Annotated in this window: 7 protein-coding genes; 2 read left to right on the top strand and 5 right to left on the bottom strand. The window is 60.9% G+C overall.

What is annotated here, in order from left to right:
* Positions 1-123: 123 nt before the first annotated feature.
* From KA354_24835 to KA354_24820, 4 genes are all read right to left on the bottom strand, one after another.
* Positions 124-699 carry an ABC transporter permease subunit gene (locus KA354_24835; protein MBP7937879.1) on the bottom strand — a complete coding sequence of 192 codons (576 nt, stop codon included), beginning with the start codon at positions 697-699 and terminating at the stop codon, positions 124-126.
* Between the two features lie 34 nt (positions 700-733).
* The gene (locus KA354_24830; GenBank protein MBP7937878.1) at positions 734-1,792 is read right to left on the bottom strand and encodes a PstS family phosphate ABC transporter substrate-binding protein; all 1,059 of its coding nucleotides are present in this window, start codon (positions 1,790-1,792) and stop codon (positions 734-736) included.
* A gap of 107 nt (positions 1,793-1,899) precedes the next feature.
* Positions 1,900-3,774 (bottom strand): HAMP domain-containing protein, encoded by a 1,875-nt coding sequence (locus tag KA354_24825; GenBank protein ID MBP7937877.1) that lies wholly within the window; start codon positions 3,772-3,774, stop codon positions 1,900-1,902.
* A 32-nt stretch (positions 3,775-3,806) separates the two neighbouring features.
* Positions 3,807-4,502 (bottom strand): response regulator, encoded by a 696-nt coding sequence (locus KA354_24820; protein MBP7937876.1) that lies wholly within the window; start codon positions 4,500-4,502, stop codon positions 3,807-3,809.
* A gap of 671 nt (positions 4,503-5,173) precedes the next feature.
* Between KA354_24820 and KA354_24815 the strand changes: the two genes are divergently transcribed.
* Positions 5,174-5,590, top strand: a complete 417-nt coding sequence (locus KA354_24815) for a universal stress protein (protein ID MBP7937875.1) — start codon at positions 5,174-5,176, stop codon at positions 5,588-5,590.
* Positions 5,591-5,776: 186 nt separating this feature from the next.
* Complete coding sequence (locus KA354_24810; GenBank protein ID MBP7937874.1) at positions 5,777-6,808, top strand: inorganic phosphate transporter; 1,032 nt, start codon at positions 5,777-5,779, stop codon at positions 6,806-6,808.
* A 302-nt stretch (positions 6,809-7,110) separates the two neighbouring features.
* Here the strand turns inward: KA354_24810 and KA354_24805 are convergent.
* Positions 7,111-7,385: hypothetical protein (locus KA354_24805; GenBank protein ID MBP7937873.1), on the bottom strand; the 275-nt coding region annotated here is incomplete at its 5' end.

The raw sequence follows: 7,385 nt of genomic DNA, 5'->3' as shown, positions 1-7,385 counted from the left end.
CGGGCCGACCGCAAGCAACTCCGCCGGGCCACCCGCCGGCGTTTCCAGGCCTCGTTCCCCCGCTGAGTCCAGCTCCGCACCCTCCCGCGTTCCGGCCCAGCCCCCCATGGTTCTGGTGGGCGCTTACGCGGACAGAGCGTAGGCCGCGTGCCTGAGGGTTTGAGGTACCGCTCGAAAGGCGTCGTCGCAGAGCGAGCAGATGGTCGGGATGATCATGATGCCGACGACGATGGCGGCGCTGGCCGCGTTGAAGATCTCGGTTCGCGGCAGGATCCTCAGTAGAAGATGGGGGGTTACGAAGGTCAGGGCGAAGTAGCCATAAACGACTGTCGGTACACCAGCCAGCACTTCAAGAAGGGGCTTGGCGATTTGTCGAAGGCTTCGCGGAGCATATTCGCTCAAGTAGATGGCCGCCGCCAGTCCGACCGGAAGGGCGATCGCTAATGCCCCGGCCGCGACGAGGAATGTGCCCGCGACCAGGGGCAGAATACCGTAGCTGCGGGGCTCGAGGAGGGGAGCCCAGCGGGCTCCCAGGACGAACGAGCCCAGCGAGACATGCCGGAAGAAAGCGAGCGACTCGGTGGTCAGCACCCAGATGATCCCGGCGGTCGTCGCAATGGACAGCAGGGCACAAAGAAACAGGCCGCCGTGGATCGCGTGCTCTTTGCATCGCAGGATGGCTCTTCTGCTGGCTTGCACAGTCGCATCGCTCCTGAACATCCTGACCAATGCCTTAGTTCGCGTTGTACAGCTTCGCCAGATTGGCCGACTCGCCGGGCTTGATGTCCTGGAACACGGATCCCGTGGTCCGCTGAACGAGCCGTTGGACCGCCACCGAGTTGATGGCGTCGGGCAGCGAGACGTATTTGACCTTGGGGTGCTCGACGATTGACTTGACGTTGGCGAGGTAGAAGTCGAGGAAGCTCTTCACCTCGCTTCTGGCGAGCGCTTCGTTGTTGATGTACAAGAACAGCGGTCGAGAGAGCGGCTTGTAGGTTCCGTCGCGAATGGTCTCCAGGCTGGGCTTTGTTGGCTTGCCGTCGCCGTTGTCGATCGCGAGAAGCTTGAGTCTGGCCATGTTGGCCTCATAGTAGGCGAACCCGAAGTAACCCAGTGAACCCGGATCTCCAGAGACACCCTGGACGAGAACGTTGTCGTTTTCGTTTGCACTGAAGTCACCACGGCAGGCCTTTTCCTTGCCGACGACCGCCTCAGTGAAATAGTCGAAGGTGCCGCTGTCCGTTCCGGGGCCGTAGAGCTTCAGAGCCCGGTCAGGGAAGCCCTCGCGCACTTCCTTCCAGTTGTTGATCTTGCTGTTCGGTTCCCAGATTCTCTTGAGCTCGGCGATGGTCAGGTGGTTGCAGAAGGCGTTACCCGGGTTGACCATGACGGCGATGCCGTCCAGGGCGATGGGCAGCTCGACATACTGGACGTTGGCCTTTCCGGCGGCCTCGATCTCGGCCGGCTTGATCGGTCGGGAGGCATCGTTGATGTCCGTCCGCAGCGATGGCTTCGTATCCAGGAACTTCTTGAAGCCGCCACCGGTGCCCGAGATGCCCACTGAAACGCGAACCTCCGGGTGGCTGCCTTGGAACATCTCCGCCGCCACCATGGAAATGGGGGCGACGGTGCTCGATCCGTCAACCTTCACCGTAACCGGCTCCCTGGCTTTGCTTCCCTTGCTGGCTTCCTCGGTAGCGTCGCTGGTGCCATCATGGGTCGGCTGGTCGTTGCAGCCGATCGCCATGACAAGACACAGCCCACATGCGAGAATCGCAGTTCTGATCATCATGATTCTCTCCACAAGCCTGGTGTCGCGCGTCCGACGCGCTGTGCCCAGCTACTCTAGATCATGAGGGGATTCTGTTTGGCTCGGATTTGAGTAGCAATAAGAATCGGTTAAGATTGGCAGGTTGATCGCATCGGCAGGGTGACGGCAATCCGAGTACCTTGGCCGACCTGGCTCTGCAGATCAACCGTGCCTTGCATGGCTCCGACCGCGTGGCGAACGATGGAAAGTCCCAAGCCGGTTCCCCGCATGGATCCGGAGCGCGCACGGGCGACTTGGTAGAACCGCTCAAAGACGCGTGGTTGTTCGGACTCGGGTATGCCGCAGCCCGTGTCGGCCACTTCAATGACCATGCTTGGGGAGTTGGGTTCCGTCTCATTGGCAGTGCGGAAGGCGACCCGAATACGTCCGCCGCTGTCGGTGAACTTGATCGCGTTGTCCACCAGGTTGCTCAAGACCAAGCCCAGGAGGTAGGAATTGGCCACCACGGTAGACAACGGCTCCTCGACCGAAGTCTCCCAGCCCAGCCCTTTGCTCTTGATCGGTTCCCGAAACCGAGCCTCCAGGTTGCCTAGCAACTCTCGGATACTGATCGCAACAGGCTCGAACCGGCTGCGCGCGGATTCGATCCGCGACAAATCGAGGAGGTCGCCGACCATCGCGGCCATGCGCTCGCTCTGTCGGTCCACGACCGATAAGAAGTGCCGAAGGTCCTCGACGTCCTTGACCGGATCGAGCTGTAAGAGGGTCTCGATTGCGGCGCGAATGGCGGAAACGGGCGTTCGCAGTTCATGTGATGCGTTGACCGCGAAATCGGCTTTGATCTGCATGGTGCGGGTCAGATCAGTAATATCCGTGAGGACGACCAACCGGCCGGGTACAAGCGAGGGGCTCGCCGCGAGCAACTCCTGTTGAGGGTCGGATGGCGGGAGCAAGATATCCTCGCCCCGGGCGAGCAGGTGTCGCTCTCCGTCTGGCCCTTCGATCTGTAGCCTGATCTCCTGGGGACTTCGCCGGTCGCCAAGATCAGGGGGACGATCCGAAGCTCCCGGGATATGGCCCGCAGTCGGGAGCAGCAGCGATTGCAGGTCGTGCGAGGTGATGCACCGTTCGATAATCTGCCCTTCGAGCCAGCCTACCTCAGTCGCCAGGGATTCTGGAATACTCAGGAGTCTCATGGCTGCAGGATTCATGAGTACAATTCGCCCGCCGGGCGCGGCGGCCACGACGCCCTCATTGAGCTGAGCGAGGAGTGACTCCAGAGTACGTCGCTGCCGGTCGATGGTATGAAGATGACTGACATGATGGTCGCGCATCTGGTTGATTGACCGAGCCAGCGCACTCAGTTCGTCTCTCCCGGTAACCGGCATACGAGCAGTGAGGTCGCCCTGAGATAGGCGGCGAGCGGTTGACGTGAGGCGACGGATCGGCATGCTCCACACCCGGGCCAGACCCAGGGCAAGAACAAGCACTGCCACCAGCCCCACCCCGGTACATCTCCAGATCAAGCGGTGAAACGCCTGAGCATGTTCAGTGATCGTCCGCAGGGGCATCGCCACGCGAACGACCCCCACCGGGTGCGCCTCGCCCACCCGAACGGCGACATACATCAGCCGTTGTGCCACAGTGCTCGAAAAGCGAGTGTCCGAGCCCCAGCCAGTCTGCAGTGCATCGCGAACTTCAGGTCGCCCTGCGTGCGACTCCATCGTCACCGGCTGAGACTCCGAGTCCGCCAGGACCGTCCCATCCGTGAGGATCAGTGTATAGCGAACGGCGTCGGGTTGGGCGGCCGCGAGTCGTTTGGCCAGATCATCCAACTCAGCCTGATGAGTTAGGTCGAACCGGTCCCCAACCCACTGACGAACGGTCGTGGCTTGAGCTCGCAGATGCTCCGCCGCCTCATCGACGTACATTCGATCCATGGCCAGAGCGATGAGGGAGGCAAGGGCAGCCAGCACCAAGGCCATCAGTGCGGCGTTGCCCACAAATACTCTCCAGAATAGTCGGCCGGGTCTCATCATTCAGATGATACCGGTTCACGAAAGGTGTAGCCCACTCCTCGAACAGTCTGCAGCCAAGCTCCTCCTTCGCCGAGCTTCTTCCGCAACGAGGTGATGTGAACGTCGATAGCTCTGTCAGTCACGGCCACACCCGTGCCCAGACTGAACTCGACCAATTGTGCCCGTGACAACACGCGCCCGTTAACGCCCATGAGAGCCCGAAGGACTCGAAACTCGGTAGCTGTTAACGGCACTTCCTTCCCGTTGACGTACACCTTGTAGCGTCCGCCATCCAGCCGGACTGGGCCAACCGCCAGAACCTCTCCACTGAGGTCGATCGCCTCGGTCCGTCTAAAGAGGGCCGCGACTCTCGCCAGGAGAAGCCGCATTGAGAAAGGCTTGGCCACGTAATCGTCCGCCCCAAGGGCGAAACCCACCAGCGCATCGCTTTCTTCACTCTTGGCGGTCAACATGATCGTCGGTATCGAGGCCGTGAGCGGTTCTTTCTTGATTTGCTGCAGGACCTCATCTCCAGAAATGCCCGGGAGCATCCGATCGAGTAGGATGAGGTCCGGTAGTTCTCGGCGGGCATCGACAACCGCTTGACGACCGTCGGCCGCCCACCGGCAACCATAGCCTTCTCGCTCCAGGTTAAACTGCAGTGCTCTGGCCAAGTCCTCCTCGTCCTCAACGATTAGAATCGCCTTGCGCATGCTCATGCCCGTGCGTCCTGATGCCGCCAAACCAACCCCTATCTTAAACAACTGAGTGTTAAGAGACTATTGGGACGGCGCTAATCTAGAGCGAATCTGTGCAAGGCGGCACGGAAATCGAGGCTAGATCGAGCACCTAGCGTCGATCCTCCCAGCCGACAGGGACTTCTGGCCCCATCTTGTCTCCACCCAACCTCTCGGGCAAGGTGTACTGCTCTTGGACCTGCGGGTCGTACAGCCCGCACGCCTACGATACCTATGTCCCCATCATGGTCGCCGGGCCTGGCATTCCTGCACAACGAATCAACCGACGAGTGAGCCCGAGCGATCTGGCCCCTACGGTCTGCGGCTACTTGGGAATCAAACCGCCATCAGGCTGTTGCGGCACAGCGCTCTTCGAGGTCCTGGATTCCAGCGCGGACCAGGGAAATCAACCTTGAGCTGAACCGAAAGGAGCTGAGCAACGCCGAATCCGCCACCTGTCGTGATGTGAACATACCAGGCGCCCTGGCCCTACCATGCATGGCGGAGGATGGCAGGGGAATCACGGTTGATTGTTAGCGCAATCTTAACAGTTCGGCAATCTCCCCGTAACCAAGCCCCAATACGATCAGTCTTGTCGGCGTTTCAAAAGTGATCGCAGACAGGCTCCGAGAACAAGGACGCCAAACGTGCTGAAGAGCATCCTCGTGGGTTATGATGCTTCGGAATCGGCCGAGCGGGCTGTCCGGTTCGCGATTGAACTCGCCAAGCAGCTCCACGCAACGATCCGCGTCGCGGCCTTCCCCCGGCGGTCGGGGCCGCCATCGGCACTCGAAATGACCGGTCTTCTCGAGTCCGCAATGGAGCGTCTCGAGCGGGGTCTGGTCAGTCTGCGTGACTCCGCTGGAACCGAGGGGGTACTCCTCGATGTCAAGATCCTTACCGGTCGGCCGGCCGAAGCAGTCACCCGTGAGGCAACCCAACAGAACGCAGACCTGATCGTCTTGGGGCGAGAAGGCAGAAGCTGTATCGAACGCTGGCTCTCGAGATCGGTTGCCGAGCGAGTATCGAGCCATGCGCCCTGCGACGTGACCATCGTACGTTGAAGGGCGGCGTTAGCGGAATCATAGCGGTCCGCGATCCGACTTCGTGGGATTCCGGCCCCTAAGTGTCGAGTCGGTCAAGCGTGCCGCCTGCTGCTACCGAAAGGCCATGACACAGGCGTCCGATCCGTGGGAACCTTGGCGGCCTTGCTGTGCCCCTGACTGGTGAACAGTAACCGGCGGAGACCCATGCTTGCACTCATCATCATCATTATCGTGTTCGCCCTCGTTTTTGACTTCCTCAACGGGTTCCACGACGCTGCCAACTCCGTGGCCACCATTGTGTCCACGCGGGTACTGACCCCGCTCCAGGCCGTCGCCTGGGCCGCGTTCTTCAACTTCATCGCCGCCTTCGTGTTTGGCACGCCGGTCGCCAAGACGGTCGGGAAGGGCCTGGTTGATCTCAATACGGTCGACGTTTACGTGGTCTGCGCAGGGTTGCTCGGCGCGATCTTCTGGAACCTCTTCACTTGGTGGCTGGCCTTGCCCACCAGTTCGTCCCACGCCTTGATCAGCGGATACGCGGGCGCGGCAATCGCAAAGGCCGGGTTCGGCGTCCTGATCCTCAAGGGCTGGGGACCGGTACTGTTGTTTCTCGTTCTGTCACCCACGATCGGCTTTGTCCTTGGCGCGTTCAACATGGCGATCACGGCACGAATCGTCCGCTATGCCAAGCCCCGGAAAGTGGACCGCCTGTTCCGCCGTCTGCAGTTGCTGTCTGCCGGACTCTACAGCCTCGGCCACGGCGCCAACGATGCCCAGAAGACGATGGGGATTATCGTCGCGCTCCTCGTCACCGCGGGCAAGAGATCCTGGACCGAAGGGGGATACGAACTCTTCGGTCGGCATCACGACATCGCGTGGTGGATCGTCCTGTCGTGCTGTGCGGCAATCGCTCTGGGAACGCTGTTCGGTGGCTGGCGAATCATCAACACGATGGGTAACAAAATCACCCGCTTGCAGCCGATCGGGGGGTTTTGCGCGGAGACCGCCGGCGCGACTACTCTAATCGGCACGGCTTTGTGGGGCATCCCGGTGTCGACGACGCATGCGATTACCGGCGCGATCCTGGGCGTGGGCAGCGCCCGGAGCGTCCACGCGGTGCGGTGGGTGTGGGGGCAGAGAATCGTGACCGCCTGGATCTTGACGCTCCCTTGCTCGGCAGTCGTTGGAGCTGCGGCTTATCTGATCATCCATTACGTCATCGAGCCGCTGTTCTGAGCCTTGTGACATGATCAGACGGCGCCCTCTTCTTCCCGCTGACTCATAGACCACCGCCGCCTGAAGCCCTGCGGCCCCGGCCAGCACCATCCACACGACCGCTGGAATGGCCCAAACCTGACGCATGTTCCGTTCCTCCGCAGACCAGCGGCGACCTTGGCAGCGTGCGGCGCCAAGTTCCCACCTGCGTTGTGGGACCAGAGCTTCGATCAGTTCCGCCAGGTGACCGCGAAGGACATGGAGCCTGCGAATCTACATCATCTTCCTACGCACAAGACCGGCCGCGGTCCAGCACCGACACTTCACTCCAAGAGACAAGAGTTGTTGGACTCGTTTACATCAAACTGCTGGCCTTCGGAGATCAAGAGAATTCGCAAAACGCCCTCCAGGTGCGGCCTGTCAATTGGGATTTCGAATCTCGTCGTGCGCGGGGTGAAATCCTTCGGCCAAGCTAGGCCGGAGCATTCCTGCTTGGCGATGGTGGCCCAGGTCCCATTGGGTTTGTTTTGCACCCTCACAGAGAAGGCTGTCGCATCTGCGCTTCCGATGTTGTGCACGGTGACCTGGATTCCCTGGT

This window comes from Phycisphaerae bacterium, from assembly GCA_018003015.1.
Classification (GTDB): Bacteria; Planctomycetota; Phycisphaerae; order UBA1845; family PWPN01; genus JAGNEZ01.
This window is presented reverse-complemented; position numbering and strand designations above follow the sequence as displayed.

Coding starts and splice junctions, on each gene's coding strand:
- KA354_24830 (MBP7937878.1), bottom strand. CDS start 1,792: ATGATGATCAGAACTGCGATTCTCGCATGTGGGCTGTGTCTTGTCATG.
- KA354_24820 (MBP7937876.1), bottom strand. CDS start 4,502: ATGCGCAAGGCGATTCTAATCGTTGAGGACGAGGAGGACTTGGCCAGA.
- KA354_24810 (MBP7937874.1), top strand. CDS start 5,777: ATGCTTGCACTCATCATCATCATTATCGTGTTCGCCCTCGTTTTTGAC.